19 protein-coding genes, 1 tRNA gene and 1 pseudogene are annotated in these 21,292 nt (G+C 41.1%); 4 read left to right on the top strand and 17 right to left on the bottom strand.

Annotated elements, in window-relative coordinates; genetic code table 11:
- Positions 1–44: 44 nt before the first annotated feature.
- The 7 genes from DXC51_RS00275 to DXC51_RS00305 form a co-directional block, all read right to left on the bottom strand.
- Positions 45–1,868 carry a sensor histidine kinase gene (locus DXC51_RS00275; protein WP_025487914.1) on the bottom strand — a complete coding sequence of 608 codons (1,824 nt, stop codon included), beginning with the start codon at positions 1,866–1,868 and terminating at the stop codon, positions 45–47.
- A gap of 267 nt (positions 1,869–2,135) precedes the next feature.
- Positions 2,136–2,207, bottom strand: a tRNA-Arg gene (locus DXC51_RS00280).
- A gap of 291 nt (positions 2,208–2,498) precedes the next feature.
- The gene (locus tag DXC51_RS00285) at positions 2,499–3,395 is read right to left on the bottom strand and encodes a DUF3881 family protein (protein ID WP_320911863.1); all 897 of its coding nucleotides are present in this window, start codon (positions 3,393–3,395) and stop codon (positions 2,499–2,501) included.
- 64 nt (positions 3,396–3,459) lie between these two features.
- Positions 3,460–4,737 carry a serine--tRNA ligase gene (serS, locus tag DXC51_RS00290; RefSeq protein WP_025487935.1) on the bottom strand — a complete coding sequence of 426 codons (1,278 nt, stop codon included), beginning with the start codon at positions 4,735–4,737 and terminating at the stop codon, positions 3,460–3,462.
- A gap of 27 nt (positions 4,738–4,764) precedes the next feature.
- Complete coding sequence (locus DXC51_RS00295; protein ID WP_021633999.1) at positions 4,765–5,274, bottom strand: DUF4446 family protein; 510 nt, start codon at positions 5,272–5,274, stop codon at positions 4,765–4,767.
- Between the two features lie 60 nt (positions 5,275–5,334).
- The gene (locus DXC51_RS00300; protein WP_025487936.1) at positions 5,335–6,225 is read right to left on the bottom strand and encodes a ParB/RepB/Spo0J family partition protein; all 891 of its coding nucleotides are present in this window, start codon (positions 6,223–6,225) and stop codon (positions 5,335–5,337) included.
- Entirely contained in the window at positions 6,222–6,989 is a 768-nt protein-coding gene (locus tag DXC51_RS00305; protein WP_025487937.1) for a ParA family protein, read from the bottom strand. Before DXC51_RS00305 ends, DXC51_RS00300 begins: the two co-directional genes overlap by 4 nt.
- A 641-nt stretch (positions 6,990–7,630) precedes the next feature.
- Here DXC51_RS00305 and DXC51_RS00310 point away from each other — a divergent pair.
- From DXC51_RS00310 to DXC51_RS00320, 3 genes and pseudogenes are all read left to right on the top strand, one after another.
- Entirely contained in the window at positions 7,631–8,575 is a 945-nt protein-coding gene (locus DXC51_RS00310) for an alpha/beta fold hydrolase (RefSeq protein ID WP_044914321.1), read from the top strand.
- Between the two features lie 443 nt (positions 8,576–9,018).
- Complete coding sequence (locus DXC51_RS00315) at positions 9,019–9,369, top strand: inorganic pyrophosphatase (protein ID WP_025487939.1); 351 nt, start codon at positions 9,019–9,021, stop codon at positions 9,367–9,369.
- Positions 9,370–9,848: 479 nt separating this feature from the next.
- Positions 9,849–10,504 (top strand): annotated as a pseudogene (locus tag DXC51_RS00320) (hypothetical protein).
- Here DXC51_RS00320 and rsmG read toward each other — a convergent pair.
- Genes rsmG through DXC51_RS00335 form a run of 3 tightly spaced genes read right to left on the bottom strand, consistent with a single transcriptional unit; the run spans position 10,501 to position 13,784 of the window.
- Positions 10,501–11,232 carry a 16S rRNA (guanine(527)-N(7))-methyltransferase RsmG gene (gene rsmG, locus DXC51_RS00325; RefSeq protein WP_021634509.1) on the bottom strand — a complete coding sequence of 244 codons (732 nt, stop codon included), beginning with the start codon at positions 11,230–11,232 and terminating at the stop codon, positions 10,501–10,503. The pseudogene DXC51_RS00320 and the gene rsmG sit on opposite strands and share 4 nt — an antisense overlap.
- Entirely contained in the window at positions 11,229–13,154 is a 1,926-nt protein-coding gene (gene mnmG, locus DXC51_RS00330) for a tRNA uridine-5-carboxymethylaminomethyl(34) synthesis enzyme MnmG (RefSeq protein WP_025487941.1), read from the bottom strand. The genes rsmG and mnmG overlap by 4 nt, the downstream gene beginning before the upstream one ends.
- Before the next feature lie 15 nt (positions 13,155–13,169).
- Positions 13,170–13,784: a hypothetical protein gene (locus DXC51_RS00335; RefSeq protein ID WP_025487942.1), complete on the bottom strand. Its 615-nt coding sequence runs from the start codon at positions 13,782–13,784 to the stop codon at positions 13,170–13,172.
- A gap of 254 nt (positions 13,785–14,038) precedes the next feature.
- Here DXC51_RS00335 and DXC51_RS00340 point away from each other — a divergent pair, with 254 nt between their 5' ends.
- Positions 14,039–14,971, top strand: a complete 933-nt coding sequence (locus tag DXC51_RS00340; protein ID WP_025487943.1) for an MDR/zinc-dependent alcohol dehydrogenase-like family protein — start codon at positions 14,039–14,041, stop codon at positions 14,969–14,971.
- 119 nt (positions 14,972–15,090) lie between these two features.
- Here the strand turns inward: DXC51_RS00340 and DXC51_RS00345 are convergent, their stop codons facing one another.
- From DXC51_RS00345 to rpmH, 7 genes are all read right to left on the bottom strand, one after another.
- Entirely contained in the window at positions 15,091–16,455 is a 1,365-nt protein-coding gene (locus DXC51_RS00345) for a replication-associated recombination protein A (protein ID WP_025487944.1), read from the bottom strand.
- A gap of 8 nt (positions 16,456–16,463) precedes the next feature.
- A complete protein-coding gene (gene mnmE, locus DXC51_RS00350) occupies positions 16,464–17,852 on the bottom strand; it encodes a tRNA uridine-5-carboxymethylaminomethyl(34) synthesis GTPase MnmE (RefSeq protein WP_025487945.1) in 1,389 nt (462 codons plus the stop codon).
- 24 nt (positions 17,853–17,876) lie between these two features.
- Positions 17,877–18,500: an RNA-binding cell elongation regulator Jag/EloR gene (gene jag / locus DXC51_RS00355; protein WP_025487946.1), complete on the bottom strand. Its 624-nt coding sequence runs from the start codon at positions 18,498–18,500 to the stop codon at positions 17,877–17,879.
- Between the two features lie 108 nt (positions 18,501–18,608).
- Positions 18,609–19,994 carry a YidC/Oxa1 family membrane protein insertase gene (locus tag DXC51_RS00360; protein ID WP_117543247.1) on the bottom strand — a complete coding sequence of 462 codons (1,386 nt, stop codon included), beginning with the start codon at positions 19,992–19,994 and terminating at the stop codon, positions 18,609–18,611.
- A gap of 31 nt (positions 19,995–20,025) precedes the next feature.
- A complete protein-coding gene (gene yidD / locus DXC51_RS00365) occupies positions 20,026–20,235 on the bottom strand; it encodes a membrane protein insertion efficiency factor YidD (RefSeq protein ID WP_021634518.1) in 210 nt (69 codons plus the stop codon).
- 7 nt (positions 20,236–20,242) lie between these two features.
- Complete coding sequence (gene rnpA / locus DXC51_RS00370) at positions 20,243–20,578, bottom strand: ribonuclease P protein component (protein WP_021634519.1); 336 nt, start codon at positions 20,576–20,578, stop codon at positions 20,243–20,245.
- A gap of 51 nt (positions 20,579–20,629) precedes the next feature.
- A complete protein-coding gene (gene rpmH, locus DXC51_RS00375; RefSeq protein WP_009255045.1) occupies positions 20,630–20,764 on the bottom strand; it encodes a 50S ribosomal protein L34 in 135 nt (44 codons plus the stop codon).
- Positions 20,765–21,292 lie beyond the last annotated feature (528 nt).

Below are 21,292 nucleotides of genomic sequence, written 5' to 3' on the forward strand. Positions count from 1 at the left end.
AAAAATACATTCATTTTTTGAAATATGCCGTATTTTTTCAGTTTTTATATGCAAACTGCCGGGCTGTTTTTTTCCGCCATCCTGGAAACGGGAAGGTAAAGGCGTACCCTGGTTCCTTCTTCCGGAACGGATAAAACCTGTATGCCAAAGGCATCTCCGTAAGTAAGCTTGATACGCTGGTTGATATTATAAAGGCCGATGCTTTTGCTCCTGGTCATATCCTTCTGCTCTATGTTCCTCCTCAGCTGGGCCAGCTCTTCCTCTGTCATTCCGCAGCCGTTATCTGAAACCTCTATGCATAGAAGCTCCTGTTCTTCTATATGTTTTGTTACGGAGATTTTGATTATGCCTCCATGCTCCCTCTCTTCCAGGCCATGCAGTATGGCATTTTCCACCACAGGCTGAAGAAGTAGGGGAAGAATATATATTTTTTCAGGATCCACATCCTCCCCTATTTCCGTTATGCCGTCAAATTTATCCGTGAACCTGAGCTTCTGGATATCCAGATAAACATTGACATGCTCCAGCTCTCTGCTTAAGGTCGTGTAGGATGTACCGGTGTTCTCCAGGACATAGCGCATGGATTTACCCAGGAGCTTTATGGCCCTTGCCACTTCTTTGTCATTTGCCGCAAACGCCTTCATACGGATGGTTTCCAGCGTATTGTAGAGGAAATGGGGATTAATCTGGCTTGCCAGCATCTTAAATTCCATAACCTGCTGTTCGTTCAGAAGCTCCGCCTCATTAATGCGGGCCTCATACATTTCCGCATCCTTCTTTTTAATATTCCGTACCATGACCTCAAGATCAGAAAAGGCCTCCGAGATCTCATCCTGTCCCTGGATATAGCTGCGGATGTCATAATCCTCCGTACTGGCCTGATGCATGGCCTGTCTCAGAGTGAGCACGCGGGAGGTGAAATATTCGGTAAAAAAATGAATGATCAGTCCCGGAATCAGAATAGCCACGGCAAGTATGAGCACACAGATAGTCAGAATCCTTTTAATACTGACATAGCCTAAATCATTCATGGTACAGATATATAGGCGGGAATCTGACTGGTATAGGTACAGCGTGGAAACATCCACAAAATAGGTAACTCCGTTTATCTTTTCTTTTCCCGTGTACTGATAATAGCTTTTGTCATAATCTATGGGTACCTTCTGGCTGATGCCATATTCGCTTCTGTTGGAATTGAAAAAAACCTCTCTGTCATTTACGGATATCATGGCTGCATATTCCTGGCTGTTGATCCTGGTTCTCAGATAGTTATCGCTCACCTTGATCACAAGCACGGCATTATAGTCCGCTTCCGCCAGCGGCAGCCTGCGCACCAGGCTCAGGTTCCAATACTCATTTCCGTACTTGTCCCTGCTTGTCATGGGGACCCAGAAGACACTGGACTGGGAAATAGCCTTGCAGTACCAGTCGGTATTCTGTAAATTTTCATCTGCCCGGTAAAATTGCTTATAATCTGTAAAAGTAGGGTTATCCGTATAGATTTCTATACTTTCTATTTCCGCATAATTCTGAGCGTAATTATCCACAACAGTCAGATTCCCGGCTTTTTCCACAAGCTTTTCCCTCTGGGTATAGTTGGCCGACAGAATTTCTTTTATATTTGCGTCAAAAACCAGATTTTCGGATATATTATAAACCTGGGTGGTCATCTCAAAAAGAATCGTCTTCACCCTCAGGTTGTCCGCCTCCAACAGATCTCTGTGATAATTGGAAAGAAGCGTGTAAGTATTTATGAGCAGAAAAATACCGATTATCATAATAGGAAGGAACAGTGCGGCAAAGTATATGGTATACAGCTGCTGTCTTATTTTTGTTAACCTTTTAAACTGGAATTTTATCTTTTTCATAATTCTTCCCGTCCTGTATTTTTCGGTACTGTTTTTTATACTGTATTCTTATTCTGCCTTATTGTCTGTCTTATTGTCTGTCTTTTTCTGCTGCTCATTTTCCATTATGGTGGTGTTGGTGGTTTTGCTGATGTTGCTAGTGTTCTATTTCTGTTCAGACAGCGTACTAATGGGGCAGCCGGGCTTTCCTGCCCGCAATAAATAAGAATATATACGGTAATATAAAAAATCCGTACAAAAAGATGTTGTTCTTTTTGTACGGATTTACGTTCCCTGGGGGAATCGAACCCTCAACTGCCCCTTAGGAGGGGGCTGTTATATCCATTTAACTAAGGAAACACATCTAGTATAATACTATATTTTAAAGAAAAAGTCTACTCTTTTTATAATATTAATTATCATATTTTTTTTCACGGTTTTATAAATATTTGGTTATTGTGCGTTTCATCAACTGATTTTGGCTCCTTTTCATTGATAATCCTTTTTTTCTTGGGATTTCTGTTGCAGGCATCTCCTTTTCAGATATCTCTTTTCCAGGTATCTTTATTCCAGGGTTCTCTGTTGCAGGCTGCTCAGTTTCAAATTACTGAAACGCACAAAACATATTTTATTTTTCTGCCTTTTTCTGATTTATTCAGGATAATTTACTGCTCCCTGGAGCCAGACTACCCCTTTGAATCTTCGGCCGATTTTAGGTTCGCCATAAAGATCTTTTTCATTAATACATACATCAAAGGTTAATTCATTGCAGTTAATCGTCATAAAGCAGATCTTTTCTTTTGTCAGTTTATTCATTACCGTATGGTATTCTGAAATTTCTCCTAATACAGAATATTGATCGCACTCCACACCATAAGGCATAAAATACGTATCAACAAGGCTGAATACGTCTTCCTTCTGAATTCTTTTGGAGATAGTTGTGTAGGTATCCATATCCTCCAGCGTCAGGCTTTCAATAGCGTCTTCATCTCCCCGTCTGGCGGCCTCAATAAGCTGATTCCTTGTAATTGTGGACTGCTGAATCTTTTTTTTCTGGTTTTCACTTTTTATGATAGGCATCATAATTGATCCCTGACTTGCCAGGGCAGACAAGGTCAGGCTGGTACCTCTGACCGGAAGCTTATCTGCATTTTTGTATTTTATATAGGGGATCATGTTCTGCAGGTAAAAGATCAAAGTTACTCCTACCTTAATATCATCACACACACCTGCATAGGATTCCACTGCCGCATGACGTTCCACGCTCACATCCTCCATGGAACTGATGCCGGTTCCGCGCAGGTAGGGATAATAATAGTAGAAAATGAAGTTATCACTTTCATCAAATTCCCCGCAAACTGCAATTCCCATGTTCTCTGCGAAATCCTTGCAAAACTCTACCAGGACCGTATCTTCTTTTCCATCAAGAGTGGTATAGTTTCTGGTTTCCGCATTCAGGATCACATCTTTTACCAGCTCCTGAATTTTCTTAGTTGATGTATACTCACTAAACCCCACTGATTTTAAAAATTTATGCAAGAATCTCACCTCACTTTTTGATTATTGTGCAATTGAGTTACTGATCAATAATGATCAGTGACTCAATCCTTTCTTATTTGATTTCAGTCATGCCGCCCATGTAAGGCTGAAGCACTGCAGGAATCCTGACGGAGCCGTCTGCCTGAAGATTATTTTCAAGGAAAGCAATCAGCATTCTCGGCGGAGCAACTACCGTATTATTTAGTGTATGCGCAAAGTATTTCCCATTTTCCCCATTTACACGTATTTTAAGTCTTCTTGCCTGTGCATCTCCCAAATTGGAGCAGCTTCCTACCTCAAAATATTTTTTCTGTCTGGGTGACCATGCTTCTACATCATAAGACTTCACTTTAAGATCTGCCAGATCACCGGAGCAGCATTCAATGGTTCTTACAGGAATATCCATGGACCGGAAAAGATCAACCGTATTCTGCCACAGCTTCTCAAACCACATAGCAGAATCCTCGGGTTTACATACAACGATCATTTCCTGCTTTTCAAACTGATGGATGCGGTATACGCCTCTTTCCTCCAGACCATGCGCGCCCTTCTCCTTACGGAAGCAGGGTGAATAGCTGGTAAGGGTCTTGGGAAGCTCTTCTTCCTGAATAATAGTATCAATAAACTTACCTATCATGGAGTGTTCGCTTGTACCGATAAGGTATAAATCCTCTCCTTCAATCTTATACATCATGGCATCCATTTCTGCAAAGCTCATAACGCCTGTTACCACATTGCTTCTGATCATAAAGGGAGGTACACAATAGGTAAACCCTCTGTTAATCATAAAGTCTCTTGCATAAGAAATAACTGCGGAATGCAGTCTGGCGATATCACCCATCAGATAATAGAATCCGTTACCTGCTACCTTTCTGGCACTGTCAAGATCAATTCCATTGAACTTTTCCATAATTTCCGTATGATAAGGAATTTCAAAATCAGGAACAACAGGCTCGCCATATTTTGTGATTTCCACATTTTCCGTATCATCCTTACCAATGGGAACTGTCGGATCAATAATATTAGGAATTACCATCATATTTTTCAGGATCTTTTCCTGCAGCTGAGCTTCTTTCGCTTCCAGTTCTTCCAGCTTCTTTGCTCCGGCAGCTACTTCAGCTTTCTTTGCTTCCGCTTCTTCCTTCTTACCGGCCTTCATCAGTCCGCCGATTTCCTTGGAAATTTTATTTCTATTGGCACGCAGGTCATCAGCCTCCTGCTGTGTCTTTCTGCTTTCCTTGTCCAACTCAATTACTTCATCAACTAACGGAAGTTTGGAATCCTGGAATTTCTTTCTGATATTTTCTTTTACTGCTTCCGGATTTTCTCTTAAAAACTTAATGTCAATCATGATAAGGCTCCTCTCCTCATTTTATAATTAATAGCCAATGGCTTTATCTAATGCTTCTTTTTCTTCAGCGCCAAGTGTAATTGCACACTCACCCTTCTTTACTTCTTTTGTGTATGTATAACAGCCGTCGCTGCTCTGCACGGAATTCAGTATAAAACCGTCATCCTTTTCATTCAGCAGACATAAACAAAAGCTGAGCTGTCCGCCCATCTGACTGAAGGCATCATATTTTACCATTCCCATTTTTTGATAACAATACTCTAATCTTTTCTGAATATCTTTAATTTCTTTTCTGTTTTTATCAGATTCCTTCTTTATGAAGTCGTTATCCTCATATAGTCCTGTAATATCTTCTTCCAGACTCCCGGCATCCTTCCCCTTCATAAACTTTGATAGTTTTTTCTGTATTTTATTCAACTTATTGAACTGGATAATTATCAGAATCAAAAGTATTATTATAAAAACCAACAGGCCTATAAGCAAGTACGCAATATCCAATCCGCCTAATCCAATACTCTCCAGTAAGCTGCTTGACATCTTTTTCTCCTTTATATTTTTTATCCTGAGTACAGGAAACTCCGCTTCCTGTTATAACAATCAGGCTCTCATTAACTGTTCCATAAGCCTGTCCAAATCATCATGGTTATAGAATTCTATTTCTATTTTGCCTGCTCCATTATTCTTAGGTGAAATGGAAACCTTGGTGCCTAATGATTCTTTCAGTCTGTTTTCAATGTTCTGATAAATTACTTCCAGAGACTTGTTTTCTTTTTTTGGCGCCTTTTCGGGTTTATGAAGATCCTTTACCAGCTTTTCCACTTCCCGTACGCTCATCTTTTCATCAAAAACCTTCTGGGCGATCATATACTGCTCTTCCGGATCTTCAATGGAAAGCAAAGCTCTGGCATGGCCCGTACTGATCATTTCATTTACGACCATCTGTTGTACTTCATCACAAAGCTTGAGCAGACGCATGGAGTTGGTAACCGCTGTCCTGCTCTTGGATACTCTCTCTGCCACCTCATCCTGCTTCAGATTAAACTCTTCCAAAAGTCTTTTATAGGCCTGTGCTTCTTCAATCGGATTCAGATCTTCTCTCTGGATATTTTCAATCAATGAAATTTCTACAATTTCCTGATTTGTAAGATTCTTAATAATAACGGGAATCTCTTTTAATCCCGCCATCTTTGCCGCACGCCATCTTCTTTCTCCGGCAATTATCTCATAATGATTCTTCCTGTCCTGCACAATAATGGGCTGAAGCAGACCAAACTGTTTTATTGATTCCGCCAGCTCCAACAGTGAATCCTCATCGAAATTCTTTCTGGGCTGTTCCCCGTTTGGCTCAACCATTGACAGCTTTACCATGGTTTCCGGGTTTTTATTTTCTACTTTTTCTTTACTTTCCTTTTTTTCTTTTGCTTCCCCAATAGTATTTGGGATCAAAGAATCAAGGCCTTTCCCCAGTCCTCTTGCAGCCATTATCATAAATCCTTTCTCTTTATAACTTCATTTGCCAATGCCATGTAGCTCTCTGCACCAGCTGATTTCGGATCATACATTGTTATCGGCAGGCCATAGCTCGGCGCCTCGGCCAGCCTTATGTTTCTGGGTATTACTGTTTTATATATTTTCTGATTCAGATTCTTCTTTACATTATCAACTACCTGTGTTGAAAGGTTTGTCCTGGAATCATACATAGTAAACAGTATTCCCTCAATCTGCAACTGAGGATTCAATCTTTCTCTCACAAGATTAACTGTATGAATTAACTGGCTCAGTCCTTCCAGCGCATAATACTCGCATTGTATTGGAACCAGAACCGTATTCGCAGTCGTCATTGCATTAACCGTCAGCATATTCAAGGAAGGCGGGCAATCAATTACCACAAAATCATACTGATCTCTTACCCAATCTACCTCATTTTTTAATATAAATTCTTTCTTATCTACACCAATTAACTCTATTTCTGCCGCAGCCAGGTTGACATTGGACGGTAATACAGTAACATTCGGAACTACTTCTTTAATCAGGCAGTCCTGAATTGTACATTCCCCCAGCATCAGTTCATAGATTGTATTGTCAAGATTATTCTTATCAATATTAAATCCGCTTGTCGTATTTCCCTGCGGATCCGTATCTATGACTAATACCTTCTTCCCTTTTGCAGCGAGAGCAGCCGATAAATTAATCGCTGTGGTTGTTTTACCAACACCGCCCTTCTGGTTTGCAATTGCGATAATTCTTCCCATTACATTTTTCCTTTCGTGTGCAATTGGACAAAACAAGATAGAGTCATTCTTCTGTCAACACTATATATTACTTTATCACCCAAATAAGTACTTTATCGATTATATCACTTTTCTGGTTGATATTCTATAAGGAAATATTAGAATTTGGACTTTCTTTTTTTATATTATTGTTGGTTTTGTATTTAAAAAGAAAGTTTTGGATTTAAAATATGATTTATTGAAGAAAATGTTTATTAATTCTATTATATTATTTTTAAGTTAAGTGTCAGAATAGATTTATTATCCATATTTTTAATTTAGTTATTACTTGTTCTATTTGTATTCAAATATTATCTTATTTTTTTAAATTTAATTTTAGAGTATTTTATTTATATAATGAGTTATGTTTCACGTGAAACATAATTGTAAGTAAAGTTTAAAACAGCTATATTAAAGGCTATATAAAATACATAAAATATAGTTTTATGCAATATGTATTATACAATTCTTATTAAATATATTCTAATAAATGTTTCACGTGAAACATTATCAATATAAAAACAAAAGTAGGAACCATGCAAAAACTGCCACAAAACTACAAATCATTAACTTGTAAGATAACATGTGATGGTTTATAATAATTAAATACAGGAGGTATTACTATGAATAAAAAGCTTGGAACTGTAATTGCCCTCACAGGTATCGCTACTTTTACTATTCACATGATAAACAGAGTACAATTTTCTGTCAGTACTGTAAAGAATAATTTAGGTTGCCCTAACAATAAATATTATGAGTGGCGGTTTGGTAAGATACGATATACTAAAAAGGGGACGGGTACCCCTCTTCTCCTCCTCCATGACCTTACAGCCGGCAGTTCAGGCTTTGAATTTTCCGCTATAGTTGATTCTTTAGCTGAGAAGCATGAAGTATATACAATGGATTTTCTTGGTTATGGTTTGTCAGACAAACCTAATATTACTTATACCAATTACCTTTATGTACAGTCTATTATAGATTTTATTAAGAATGTAATAGGTAAAAAGACAAGTATTATTGCAACAGGCGATGCTGCCCCAATAGCTGTTATGGCTTGCCATAATGATGGTGAAGTTATTGACAAAATGCTTTTCATTAATCCGCAAAGTATAAATAAGTTAAACCAGGTGCCAAGTAAACAAACTAAGCTATTGAAGTTCTTAATTGACACTCCCATCATTGGAACTTTTCTATATAATATACTTACACGCAAAGAATCTTTTAGGAAGAATTTTGAAGAAGAATACTTTTATAATTCATCTGCTGTTACTGACGAAATATTGTCTAACTATGTAGAGGCTTCGCATGTTCCAGATTTCAATGCAAAGTTTTCTTTTGCGAGCTATGTATGTAGATATATGAATGCAAATATAATTCATGCATTAAAAGAAATAGATCATAGTATGTATATTTTATATGGTGAAATGAAAGATGATATAGATACAATAGTTGATAATTATGTTTACTTTAACCAGTCAATTGAGACTTTTAGTATTCCTGATACTAAACAGCTATGTCATCTGGAATCACCTGATTCAGTTATAGAACAGATTAATATTCTTTTATAAGTTTGTATGTAATTTATAAAAAAGAGCTGCAGAAAAATTACAGTTCTTTTTTATTTATAGTACTTACTCTTACTATTCTTTTTTTAATAATAAATAAAACTTATATCTACTAAATATATATTTAGTATTGATATTTATTCCTTTTCTTTAAGTAAAAAAAAGCAAAACATATATCAGTAATTCAATATACTAATATTAAAATTTACTAAGCTTATATTATTAAGCAAATATATTATGTTTCACGTGAAACAATATAAATAACAATATAATTATAGTTACCAGATTTAAGAAAATACGTCTTGATTTGTAAATGTAGAAATAATCCCCTGGTTAATATTATAATAAAATATAGAATTATAAGAACAGTATAAATAATATAGATTTATTTGACAAACATATACTTAAAAAATAAATTTATAAAAGATATGTTATGAGGTAAAGTCATGGAAACAAATGATAGCTTTTGGAATGCAATAGATAGAATAGTGAGTGAATCAAAAATCATAATAGATAGGCCTAAGGGAGCTGTTCATCCTAAGTTTTCTGACTTTATTTACAGAGTTGACTATGGCTATTTAGATAATACCTCTTCAATGGATGGTGACGGCATTGATGTATGGGTGGGAACAGATGAAAGAAAGCAAGTTGATGCGATTATGTGTATCGTTGATTTAATGAAACGTGATTCGGAAATAAAGATATTAATTGGATGTACAGAGAATGAAAAAGAATTCATTTACCAAACCCATAACAAAACAGATTACATGAAAGGTATACTTATACGCAGGTTATGAATATATTTTCCATATCGTTTGTCATGCAATTATAGATTGTAATAGATAGTAGACAGTATTTCTCTACAAACAGCAGAGGATTCAATCTTTCTCTCAATAAAGATCAACAGCTGACAATTTGATCTTTCTTTCAATAATGACATTACACCCAATTTCCCAGAATCTTTTATACCGGATCACTACTCTCCTATACAGGAGCTAAATATGTGGCCTCAATGCTTACCACATTTATCTATATTAAATTCAGTATAAGGCATATCTAAAACTCTATATTATTACCCACGACGCACTTCTAACAATCTATTCTAACAATCAATCTATCAATAATCAGAGCGCACAAAACGCTTGGGATGCTCAATTAGCACCCGACTACTTTCAAACAAAAAATAAAAAATACCGTTGACATCCATGTATAATAAGTCTATAATGAACATTGTTCATATTGATAATCGTTTAATACAATAAAAGGAGAGATATTAATGCAGGCAATTATGGAAACACTTTTTGATGCAGTATATTTAATTACTGTCATCACACTGGGAATCATCATGATAACCAAATCAAAAGAAAAGAATATAAACTATTTGGAATTATGGCTGTCATACTTGGCTGCGGTGATGCCTTTCATCTGATCCCAAGAGCCTATTCCCTATGCACTGACGGACTTGCCGCCCATACAGCTGCCCTCGGCGTTGGAAAACTGATTACCTCAATAACAATGACCATATTTTATCTGATTCTTTTTGAAATCTGGAAAATGAGATATCATAAGGCAGACACGAAATCGCTGAATTTTGCCATGTACGGACTTGCCCTGATAAGAATTATACTCTGTCTGCTTCCCCAAAACAAATGGGTCAGTGCCGATGCACCATTATCCTGGGGAATTTACCGGAACATTCCTTTCGCCCTGATGGGAATACTGATTATTGTTCTATTCTATCAGGAAGCAAAAGAAAACCGGGACAGAAACTTCCGCTTTATGTGGCTTGCAATCACCTTAAGCTTCGGCTTCTATATCCCGGTTGTATTATGGGCTGATATGATTCCTTTGATAGGCATGCTCATGATCCCCAAAACCTGTGCTTACGTATGGGTAGTTCTCATGGGATACCTGGATATGAAAAAAAATTAACTGATTGGCTCCTTTGCCGGAAGTCCCGCCTTTCTGGGATATTTTCCGGGCGTAGGAGCCTTTTTCCTTATAATAAAAAGGGATCTGTAAATATCACTATACGGTAAATTAAACTCAATATTTTCCACCACTTCCCCGCCCAGGAGATAAAAGGCCTTTTTTGCGGCAGCCGCTTCCTCTTCTATTTTTTCGGATTTATAAGGAATAAACCTTCCCCCAACCTTCACGAACGGCAGGCAATATTCGGATAATGTGGCCATATTAGCAACTGCCCGTGACACACACAGATCATACTTTTCGCGGAACAATCCCGGCTTCGCATAGTCCTCCGCTCTTCCATGAACTGCATCTATATCCGCCAGTCCGATTTGGGCAATTACCTCATTCAAAAACTTTACTCTCTTATTCAGGGAATCCAGAAGTGTTACCTTTAATCCCGGAAATGCGATTTTCAAAGGGATTCCTGGAAAACCGGCACCTGTCCCTACATCAATGACTGAGTACCCTTCCTTCGTCAGCTCCGGCACCGCTTTTATTAAAGAAAGACTGTCTACAAAGTGTTTTTTTAAAACTTCATCAAAATCAGTAATAGCTGTCAGATTCATTACTTCATTCCACTGGATCAGCAGTTCATAATACTGCATAAACTGTTCTTCTTGGTTCTTATCCAGTTCTATCGACAGTTCACTTAGATCTTTTCTGAATTGTGTCAAATTATAGCTTTTCATGCTTTTTCCTGCTTTCCCAGATGCTCCAGATAAATAAGAAGAACCGAAATATCAGCCGGTGAAACTCCTGAAATTCTTGATGCCTGTCCTACGGATACCGGCTTATAGGAAATCAACTTTTGCCTGGCTTCAAGACGGAGGCTGGAAATATCATTATAATCTATCCATTCCGGGATCTTTTTCTTTTCCATCTTTTTAAACTGCTCTACCTGACGCAGCTGTCTGGATATATATCCTTCATATTTCAGTTCTATTTCCACCTGCTCGATTACATCAGCAGGTAAGGGCTTTCTGTCAGGATCAATCTCCCCTAAAATTTCATAATCCAGTTCAGGCCTGCAGATCAGCTCCGAAAGGCTTGCGGCAGTTTTCAAAGGTGAACTTCCATGTGATTCAAGAAATGACTGGATTGAAGCGGAAGCTCCTACCGTCGTTTTTTTCAGACGGTTCATTTCTTCCTGGATCTGTTTCTGCTTATTTATGGTTGCTTCATATTCTTCTTTCCCTACAAGTCCAGCTTTATATCCTATTTCACGAAGTCTGATATCCGCGTTATCCTGACGGAGAAGAAGTCTGTACTCAGCGCGGGAGGTCATCATTCTGTATGGTTCGAAATTATCCTTGGTTACCAGATCGTCAATCAACACCCCGATATAAGCCTGGGAACGATCCAGAATTATCTGCTCCTTACCCTGTATGGAAAGGGCCGCATTCATTCCGGCTATCAGTCCCTGTGCCGCCGCTTCTTCATAGCCGCTGCTTCCATTGAACTGCCCGCCGCTGAACAATCCCTCAATATTTTTAAACTCCAGGGTAGGATACAGCTGCCTTGCATTAATGCAATCATATTCAATTGCATACGCATTTCTCACTATTTTACAGTGTTCCAGGCCAGGAACACTTCGGTACATTGCCAGCTGAACGTCCTCCGGAAGAGATGATGACATACCTCCCACATACATTTCATTCGTATGGATACCTTCCGGCTCCAGAAATACCTGGTGCCTTTTCTTATCCGCAAACTTTACCACTTTATCTTCAATAGACGGGCAGTATCTTGGCCCTGTCCCTTCTATAATTCCCGCATAAATCGGTGATCTGTCAAGGTTGGCGCGAATAATATCATGAGTCTCCTCATTGGTATAGGTCAGCCAGCAGGAAACCTGATCCTTCTGGATACTCTCCGGTATGGTAGAAAATGAAAAAGGAACCACTTTTTCATCTCCCCGCTGTTCTTCCATTTTGGAAAAATCAATTGTCCGCTTATCCATACGCGCCGGCGTCCCGGTCTTAAACCGCCTCATCTCAACCCCAAGCGCCTTCAGGGAATCCGTCAGGTGATTTGCGGGCTGCAGGCCATTCGGCCCTGTATAGGTAATAGCCTCACCACACAGACACCGCGCATTCAGATAGGTTCCCGTACATAATACGACCGCCTTTGCTTCATAAACAGCGCCCGTATAAATCCTTACTCCTGTAATTTTCTTCCTGAATTTTCCTGAACCATTATCCGTATCCGGCAAATCCTCCGCCAGAAGCTCACATACCTCCGCCTGCTTAATTGTCAGATGCTCCTGATTTTCAAGTATCATACGCATCTGCCAGGTATACTCCGCTTTGTCAGCCTGCGCCCTGAGAGAATGGACTGCCGGCCCTTTGGAAACATTCAGCATCTTGGACTGAATAAAAGTCTTATCTATATTCTTACCCATCTCACCGCCCAGGGCATCCACTTCCCGGACCAGATGGCCCTTAGAGGAACCGCCGATATTGGGGTTGCAGGGCATCAGCGCGATACTGTCCACGCTGACCGTAAAGATCACTGTCTCCAATCCCATTCTGGCACAGGCCAGCGCTGCCTCACATCCGGCATGTCCCGCCCCCACCACACAAACATCATAGCATTCCCTGATTTGCGGCATAATGAATAACTCCTTCTATTTTTTCTTTTTTTTGTTTTTTTTCTTCTTTTCTTCTGAATACACATCAGCCATGGCCGGAGGAGGTGTAATAATAACAGCCGGCGCAGCAGCGCTTTCACAAACAGCGCCTTCCCGAACAATGCCTTCACGCGCAACACCTTCCCGAGCGGCATCTTCACGAACAGTATTTTCACGAACAGTATTTTCACGAATTACACTTTCACGGACAGGTTCCTCCCTCAGAACACTTTCCCGTGCAGCCGCTGCTTCCCTCACAGGCCCTGCATACTCTCTTTCTGCAAAAAACCGCCGGCCTGCATCAGGAACAATTATGGAAGTCTGCATCTCTTCGCCGGAAAGGACATCTTTGGGTGCATTCCCCATAGAATCCGCAGCATTTTTACGGCTTTCCTGTACCTTTCCCCATGCCTGATCCCAGAAAAACTTCACCGGCTCCCACACCAGCTCCAGCGCCCGCAGCAGAGCAATTATCAGTACTACCCAGCAGATAAAATGATACAGCTGTATTTCCCCACTTCCATAATTATCTGTCGCACCGTAATAAAGTCCAAGTCCTGCAATACCAACAGCCATTAAAAAAAGCAATCCCATATTTGATTCTTTTTTCATCTTGCCCTGTCCCCCTGATTTCTATAAACTGCAATATTTAAAACGATTTCTGCATACTTATGGATTCATCATACCACAAAAAAAATTAATAGAAAATACACAAAATAAATGATACTATGAAAACATAAGCCTGTCTTACGATCAGCGCAAAGCACTGGCCTGTGCAGCTAAATACGCTGCCCCGCTGGACAGTTGCAAAAAACGAACTGCAGCACAATATTTTTCATAGAAAGCGACAGAAAAGGAGGAATTGAATGAAAGGATTATACTATGACGGTTCCGGCGCCGTTTACCGGGAAGATCTTCCCATACCGGTTCCTGAAGAAGGCGAAAGCCTGATAAAAATACACTACAGCGCCGTATGCAATACGGACAAAGAAGTGCGGAAAGGATACCGCCCCTCATTTCGCGGCATTATGGGTCATGAATTTGTTGGCGAGGTTGTAGAGTCCCCGGATGAAAAGCTAAAAGGCCGCCGCGTGGTAGGCGAACTGAATGCAACCTGCGGTAAATGCATCTACTGCCGGACCGGCAGGCCCACACACTGTTCCAACCGCCGGGTTCTGGGTATGGACAATAAAGATGGTTGTTTTGCAGAATATATGACTATCGATACCTCTCTTCTTCATCTGGTGCCGGACGAACTGCCGGATACCCGGGCCATCTTTACCGAACCGCTAGCCGCCGCCCTGGAAATCCTTACCCAGGTGCATATTTCACCGGATAAAAATGCAGCTGTTTTAGGAGATGGCAGGCTGGCGCTTCTCACCGCGCAGGTATTGGCGCTCACCGGTGTTGATCTTACGGTAATCGGCCGCCATCCAGAGAAACTGGCGCTTTTCCGTCCCTTCGCCAGGGTTACAACCTGCGGGGAAAAGGAAGGCTATGAAATCGTGGCAGAATGTACAGGTTCCGAAACAGGGCTTCCCCAGGCAATGGAACTTGTCCGTAAAAAAGGCACCATTCTGCTGAAAAGCACCTATTCAGGAAAACTCAGCATCGACATGAGCATGGTAGCGGTAAATGAGCTTACTATCGTCGGGAGCCGCTGCGGCCCATTTGAACCCGCACTCAGGCTTCTTAATGATAACAAAATCCATCTTCCGGAAATAGAGCTTTATGAATTAAAGGATTTTGAAAAAGCGTTTGCCTCAAAAGCCTTTAAAGCCGGCTTTTCCTTTGTCTGAAGCTCTTTTAAGCAAGACAGAGAAACGAAGGCCGGCCATTCCCTCAGCCAATACCTGATTACCTGCGGGAGCACCGGCAGATCGCGCTGTCAGTGCTCCCTGTTTTTTTTCTGTTTTTCTTACTCTTCCTTACTTTCCTTATTTCCCTGTCTTTTCTTATTTTCCTGTTCCCTCTTCCACTTCAGAATACGGTCAAGCTTCTCCTTAACCTCTGCTTCCTTTCCCTCACCGGTAGGTACATAATATCTTTTATCCTTCAGGGAATCCGGCAGACACCTCATAGCAGTAACCTTTTCTTCCGTATTATGGGCATAGATATAACCTTCTCCGTAATGAAGATCCTCCATGAGCCGGGTAGGGGCATTGCGTATCTGCAGCGGAACCGGCTCCGCCAGCATTTTAACAGCATCCTCTTTACAATTCTCATAAGCCGCATATAGTGCATTGGACTTGGGAGCCATTGACAGGTAAACCACTGCCTGAGCCAGATTCACACTACATTCAGGCATACCGTTAAAATGACAGGCCTGATAGGCAGCCACTGCGACTACAAGCGCATTGCTGTCTGCAATGCCCACATCCTCACTGGCAAAGCGCACCAGCCTTCTTGCCACATAAAGCGGATCCTCTCCTGCCTCCAACATTCTGGAAAGCCAGTACACCGCGGCATCCGGATCCGTATTTCTCATGGATTTATGAAGGGCGGAGATCAGATTGTAATGCTCCTCCCCCTTCTTATCATAAAGCAATGATTTCTTGCTGGTACACTGCTCCAGGATTTCTTTTGTTATCACCGTGGTTCCGTCGGGCTGTATTTCACCGTTCAATACCGTCATTTCCAGTGTATTCAGCGCCGTACGTCCGTCTCCGTTGGCGAAAGCCGCTATCATCTCTATCATATCATCCGATATGACTATCTTCTGACGGCCGAAGCCGGTGGGGGAACTAAGCGCATGGCGGAGCAGCTGCGCCACATCATCGGTGGTGAGGGCCTGCAGCACAAAAACCTTACATCTGGAAAGCAAAGCGGCATTGATTTCAAAGGAGGGATTTTCCGTAGTGGCGCCAATCAGTATAATACTTCCTTTTTCCACAAAAGGGAGAAATGCATCCTGCTGCGCCTTGTTGAAACGGTGGATTTCATCAACAAACACAATGGTCTTCATTCCCATCTGCCGGGCGCTTTCCGCCTGGTTCATGACTTCCTTAATCTCCTTGATCCCGCTTGTTACCGCGCTGAAATCAATAAATTCAGCCTTTGTCTTTCTTGCGATAATCCTTGCCAGAGTCGTCTTTCCAACTCCCGGCGGTCCCCAGAAAATCATGGAGGAAACCATATCCTGATCGATCAGCCTGCGCAATACCTTTCCTTCACCGATCAGATGCTTTTGCCCTACAAACTCATCCAGCCCGGACGGCCTGAGCCTACTCGCCAGGGGATCATAGGTGATCCTGTTGTCATCAAATAATGACATCTGCTCCATTTTCATAATCATTTACCCATACAAAACTTGCTGAAAATCTCATTAACAAGATCTTCTCCCACTTCCTCACCGATAATAAGACCCAATGAAGCATAGGCGCTCATCAGATCAATGGAATAAAAGTCCTCCGGCATCTCATCCTCCAGGCTTTTCTTAACCATAAGCAGACTGTCCCTTGCTTCTTCCAGAGCCTGCTTATGGCGCATGCTGGTAATGACCACTTCCTCATTAAAAGAAAGCATCCCTCCGAAGAACATATCCTTTATCGTATTTTCAAATGCTTCAATTCCCGTATTATCCTTTGTGGAAGTCCGTATCATGCAGACCCTGGGATCCCCTATTTTTTCACGCAGCATCTCTTCCGTAACCACAGGTTCAAGATCCGTTTTATTCAGAAGAATTATGCATTTCTTATCCTTTAATAAATCAAGTATTTCCTCATCGCTTTCATCCAGCGCCACGCTGGAATCTACCACATACAGGATCAAATCTGCATCCTTTGCATATTTCAGGGCGCGCTGCACCCCTATTTTCTCCACCACATCCTCAGTGGCTCTGATCCCTGCGGTATCAATGATATTCAGACCGATTCCATGCAGACGTATCGATTCCTCCAGAACATCCCTTGTGGTTCCAGCCACATCCGTTACAATAGCCTTATCCTCACCTACCAGGATGTTAAGAAGAGATGACTTACCCGCATTGGGCTTTCCAACGATGACCGTATTGATCCCTTCCTTCAGGACTTTGCCGTTATCAGCGGAATTAATCAGTTTTTCACACCTGCCCAGAAGCTCCTGGATCTTTGGAAGAAGCTTTTCAGGATAGCCTTCCGTGCTAATATGCTCCGGATCATCCAGTGCTGATTCTATAAAAGCGATTTCATAAAGGATTTCCTCACGCATTTTCCGGATACAGTCGGATACGGAACCCTTCAGCTGCTTTACGGAAGATTTCAGGGCAAATTCATTTCTGGAATGGATCAAATCCATGACAGCCTCCGCCCTTGCAAGATCAATTCTTCCGTTCAGGAATGCCCTCTTTGTAAACTCGCCCGGTTCTGCCAGCCTGGCGCCCTGCTTCAGAACAGCTTCAAGAATTTTCTGCATGATTAAAACACCGCCATGACAATTGATCTCGACGGTGTCTTCCTTAGTATAGCTGTTAGGCGCTTTCATAATGGCTACCATTACTTCGTCCAGGATTTCTTCTCCATCCACAATAAAACCGTAGTGAATGGTATGGCTGCCATAATCCTTAAGATTATGGCAGCCATTCTTTGATTTATAAACCCTGTTTCCAATTTCAATTGCTTCTTCTCCGCTGATACGGACAATTCCTATTCCTGAATCAGACAGTGCTGTTGCAATTGCAGCAATTGTTTCAGTCTGTTTCATAAATCCATCTACCTCTGTCCCTGCTTATTTCTTCAGGGTAACTACAACGTGACGGAAAGGTTCTTCCCCTTCACTGTGGGTTGTAACATATTTGTCATTCTGAAGGGCAGAATGAATAATTCTTCTTTCATACGGATTCATAGGCTCAAGAGAAACACTGCGTTTCGTTCTCTTTACCTTATATGCTATGTTCTTTGCCAGGTTCTCCAGTGTTTCTTTTCTTCTCTTACGGTAATTCTCAGTATCAACCTTAACACGGATATACTCTTCCGCTTCCTTGTTGACTACGAGGGAAACCAGGTACTGGAGGGAATCGAGGGTCTGTCCTCTTTTTCCAATAAGAACTCCCATGTCATCGCCGCTTAAATCGATGTCAAGAAATCCGTCTGTTTCATCAAACTTCACATCAACCACAACAGTCATCTTCATTGCGGCAAATACATCATTTAAGAATTCTCTGGCCGTATCTTCAACGCTTCCCTTAACCTTTGCTCTGATTTTCGCGGGCTTGGCATTAAATCCCAGGAAACCGGTAGAACCTTCTTCTATCACTTCATACTCCAGCTTATCACTGGTCACAAGAAATTTACGGCATGCTGCGGTAATGGCATCATCCACTGTCTTGGCAGTAAATTCTACGAACTCCATAATTTCCTCCGTTCTGCCGCCGGGCGCGGCAATCATCACAGGAACCGTTGCTTCACAGTTCCATAACATCTTATCTTACTGCAGTCCGCCCTCCGGCTTTGCTGCATCCTATTTCTTACCGGTGCTGTCCTTTTCCGGCCTGCTGTTATTATTTTCGTTATAAACCTTAACCATATTTGCTTTTGCAGCAATACTTCCGGGCTTCGGCGCGTTCTTGTTATACATCTCCGTTGCCTTCTTCACGGCCGCTTCCTTCTCCTCCGCCGTCATGGGCGCTTTTGATCCCGCGGGCTTTTTAGAAGAAGTGCTTGCAGCTGTCACAGGCTTCGTGGAAGGCTGCACATTACGTGTATTCATGCTGGCATACTGGTTTATGGTCTTAGGATCAATTCCGGCCTTTTCCATCCGCTTGATCCGTTTTTCCTGCTTTTTCTTGGCCTTGTCCTTGTTTTTCTCAATCAGCTGGTCAAAATCAGTCTTATCAATATGCTTATTAACAAGCACCTGCTGAATACTTCTTACCACCGCACTGGCAACCCAGTATAAACCAACACCGGCAGGCAGTGAGAAACAGAATACCGCAGACATGATGGGCATGATATTGTTCATCATCTTCATGGAAGACATCATGCTGTTCTGCTCGCCATTGGATTCCGGCTGGGGCATGAGCTTAACGTTCAGCCACTGGGTAACTGCAGCAAGTACAGGAATGGCAAGCGCTGCAATAATCAGAAGTACATTCTTAGCCTGCATCGCATTGGACAGATAATAAGAAGGGGAATCCCCGATATTCATGCCAAACAAACTGTTGTAGGAAGCAAGCTTTTCTGAGGTATCCATTATATCCTGGGCCAATGTGGGAAACTTCTCAGCAAGGCTGTTCCATTCCGGTGTAGATGCCTTATTCAGGACATCAATAAATGTATTCTTTACATAAATCGGATCCCCTGCGACAAACAATTCATTAGAGAACTGCTTCATATACATAGCCGCATTCTTAAACCCCTGAATGAACTCCGCACTGCCAGGCTGGGCAATCAGATTATCAACCATGGGAGAAAATACAGCCTTAACTTGTCCAATATAAGCAGGAATTGCATAAATAACCTTATACAAGGCATAGATTATAGGAAGCTGTATCAGCATCTGTACACAGCTGCCCATAGGTGAAACACCATATTTTGCATAGACAGCCTGAGTTTCGTTCTGCATGGCCATCATAGAATCATTATCTTTTTTACCGTTATACTTCTTCTGAATGGCCTGAAGTTCAGGGTTCATCTTATTACTCAGCTTAGAAAATTTCTGCTGCTTAATTGTCAGAGGAAGCATAAGCATATATATAACAACGGTAAAAACTATAATAGCAAGAGCAATGTATGGAAGGCCGATCAGGTTCAACAGATAAAAGATCCCCTCCATAATATAACCGAGCAACGTGGCAACCCACCCGATAACAGGAGTCGCACTTTTGGTCAAAATAATTCCTGGCAAAACTTATTTCCTCCTTAAACCGGCGCCCTCTTTAAGGAACCGGGTCATAGCCTCCCTTGGAAAAGGGATTACATCTCAAAATTCTCCAAAAAGCAAGCAAGCCGCCCTTAATGACACCGTACTTCTCCACAGCCTGAAGCCCATACTCGCTGCAGGTGGGAAAATAAGGACATTTTGTACTTTTCATTGGTGATATATACTTTCTATATCCTTTAATCAGGGCAATTACAATCTTTTTCATATCCAATTCAGCTTATAATTTTATGAAGCTTACCCAAATGCAACAATGCACTCTCGATTTCCGCATAGGAAGCCGAAGCTGCATTCGCTCTGGCTATGACTACTATATCTAAACCACTATTAAATATATTCTCCTGCAGTCTGTAGCTTTCGCGCACCAGCCTTGTGACATGATGACGCACAACGCTGTTCCCTACTTTTTTACTTACAGAAATTCCAAGTCTGTTTCTTTCCATGTTATTTTCCAACACATACATGACCAACAGTTTATTGGCATAAGATCTGCCCTTCCGGTAAACAGACTGAAAATCCTGGTTTTTCTTCAAGCTTTCCGAAAAATTCATTCTACATCCAATCTTTCCTGGAAAGAGAAAAAAAGGCCACAAAACTGCGGCCTATGCGGATAATCTCTTTCTTCCTTTTGCTCTTCTTGCTGCCAGTACCTTTCTTCCTCCCGGAGTACTCATTCTGGCTCTGAAGCCGTGAACTTTATTTCTCTGCCTGTTCTTAGGCTGAAATGTCATTTTCATTAAAGATGCACCTCCTTCACTTGGGTTTCTGATGTTGTGTCAGAAAATATCATTACCGATTATATAGGAAGAAACCCCGCAAGTCAAGCAAAACCGCGCATTTTCCCCAATAAAAAAAACGCTGAAAAAAGGCGGTAAAAATCGTGTTTTTCACTAATACAATATGTAGTTACTAAAATTTCATTTTTTATACAATATCTAGCCCCGGAAAAATAATCCACACGCTGCCAACGATTCTTTCCACTTAACATAACATTATCCACAAATTGTGTATAACTTGTGGATAAACTCAGCTTAATTTTTATTCTCAATTTAAAAATTATTATCAAAGCCGCATAAAATCTGGATGTTTATATGTTGATTTCACTTTTCCACTTATCCACATTTACACATCCCAAACCCCAAATATGTTAACTTCCACCCCCTTCCGTTCACACCCTGTGGAAAAATATTATCCCCAGAATTAACATTTGATATTTGCATTTTTTTAGAGTAAGATAAGATAGATGTATTTTCAGTTAGTTTAGG

It is taken from the genome of Eisenbergiella massiliensis (assembly GCF_003435485.1).